Here is a 1988-nt window from a genome sequence, read left to right as displayed (position 1 = left end):
TGCCACGGACCACCTCAGCAAGGTCGGCACGCTGGCCGTGACGGGCGTGGAATCGGGCGCCACGGTGAGCTACAGCACCAATGGCGGCACGACCTGGAGCAACAGCTTCACCGCCGCCGAGGGCCTGAACAACCTGGTGGTGCGCGTCACCGACACGGCCGGCAACCACGCCGACACGGCCTACAGCTTCACGCTGGACACGCAGGTCCAGGCCCCGGGCACCCTGGTGGTGCCTGAGGCGCCGGGCGGCGTGATGGACGAGGAGCTGACCTCCGACGGCGGCGTGCCCGTGGTGGTGCCCTTCGCCGCCGACGTGCGCGCGGGCGACGTCATCACGCTGACGGTGGACGACCCGACGACCAACACGCCGGTGCAGATCCAGCACACGGTCACCGCGCAGGACGTGATCGACGGCCATGCGAGCGTCGTCATCCCCACGGCCAACCTGCCCGTGGACGGCGACTACGCGGTCAGCGCCATCGTCACCGACCGGGCCGGCAACACCAGCGGCGCCAGCACGGGCAGCTTTACGGTGCTGCCGGCGCTGGTGCTGGAGGAGAACTGCCAGATCTTCAATCTGGCCCGCCGAGCCTACGAGGGAACCGACCCGCAGGCCAGCGCGCCGGACGCCGACGTGTTCGTGGTGACCCACGGCCTGCAAGGCGACGTGGACGAGCTCTCGCTCTACCGCCACGAGTACGACCTCTACACCGGCACCGAGCTGGGCAACATCGAGGTCACGGGCGTCGTGCGCACGGGCGGCCTGGACATCAACGCCGAGGGTGCCCTGGGCAGCCGCCACCTCGTGGCCGGCATCGTGTCCGCGGCCTCGGTGGAGCCGAATCACAACTTCGTCACCGCCGATACCAACACCATCTGGAACGACCGCGTGGCGCTGACGCTGGACTCCAGCGACAACGGTTCGGCCGCGGTGTACGTGGTCGCCGATGCCGACGGGAGTGAGGCGCTGGCTCGCGCCGGCGCCTTTGACGTGGCGGCCCACGTGAGCGCCCAAGCCTCGGCCGAGGCGACCGGTGCGCTGGTGGCGCACGCGGCGGGCGGCACGGCCCAGGTGCAGGCCTGCGACGTGACGATCACCGCGGAGGGCGCCACCGGCGCCACGGCCCACTTGGGCGCCGCGGTCCAGGACGTCTCGCTGATGATGTCGATGGACCTGCCGAACGCGGCGGGTGTGGCTGCCGTGGCCGAAGGTGACATGGCCCACGCGTCCGTCGAAGTGCACGAGAACCTGACGGTGCTGGCGGAGGCCGACACCGGGACCGCTTGGGCCACCGCCGACGCCGTGGTCGCGTGGGCCGCGGGCAGCGGCAGCGCGGCCAACGTGAGCATCGGCGCGCTCAGCATCGAGGCCCATGCCGCGCAAGGGACGGCGACGGCCGGCATGGGCGGCGAAGGAGATGGCCTGCTCGTGCACGCCGAGGGCGATGACGCGATGGCCGTGATCATGATGGGCGGCCTGAACGTGGGCGCGCTGTCGGATGCGGACATGGCGCAAGCCCGCTTGAGCGCGCTGACGGTCGAGGCCTCGGACGGTGCCCAATTCGCGGCCATGGGCATCATGGGTGCCGCGGCCGTGCACGCCGAGGGTGCCAGCGGCGCCCAGGCCGTGTTCGGCATGGTGAACGTTCAGGCCAATGGCGAGGACACCAATGCCGTGGGCTGGGTGGCCGCTCCCCTGTCGGTCGCCGCCCAGGCCGCGGCGGGCACGGCCAGTGCGGAGCTGTCCTCGCTGTATGCGCTGGCGAGCGAAGGTGGGCAAGCGCAGCTGGGCATCGGCACCATTGCCGTGACGGCCGAGGGCAGCAGCGGCGCGAGCGCCACGTTCGACGCGCTCTATGCACAAGCTTCCAGCGGCGCGCAGGCGCAGGTCTGGATCGGTTCGGACATCGTGGTGGACGCGATGGCCACCGAGGGCTCGGCCGCCGCCAGCATGGATGCGCTGTTCGCGCAGGCCGGCGGCGACGGCG

General features: G+C 71.6%; 1 protein-coding gene. It reads left to right on the top strand.

Annotated features, from left to right (window positions below):
- Window positions 1-1988 (top strand): Ig-like domain-containing protein (locus tag ALA01S_RS34235; RefSeq protein WP_169806058.1); only part of this gene is annotated, 1988 nt, incomplete at both ends.

Source organism: Azohydromonas lata NBRC 102462 (genome assembly GCF_001571085.1).
GTDB lineage: Bacteria > Pseudomonadota > Gammaproteobacteria > Burkholderiales > Burkholderiaceae_C > Azohydromonas > Azohydromonas lata.
This window is presented reverse-complemented; position numbering and strand designations above follow the sequence as displayed.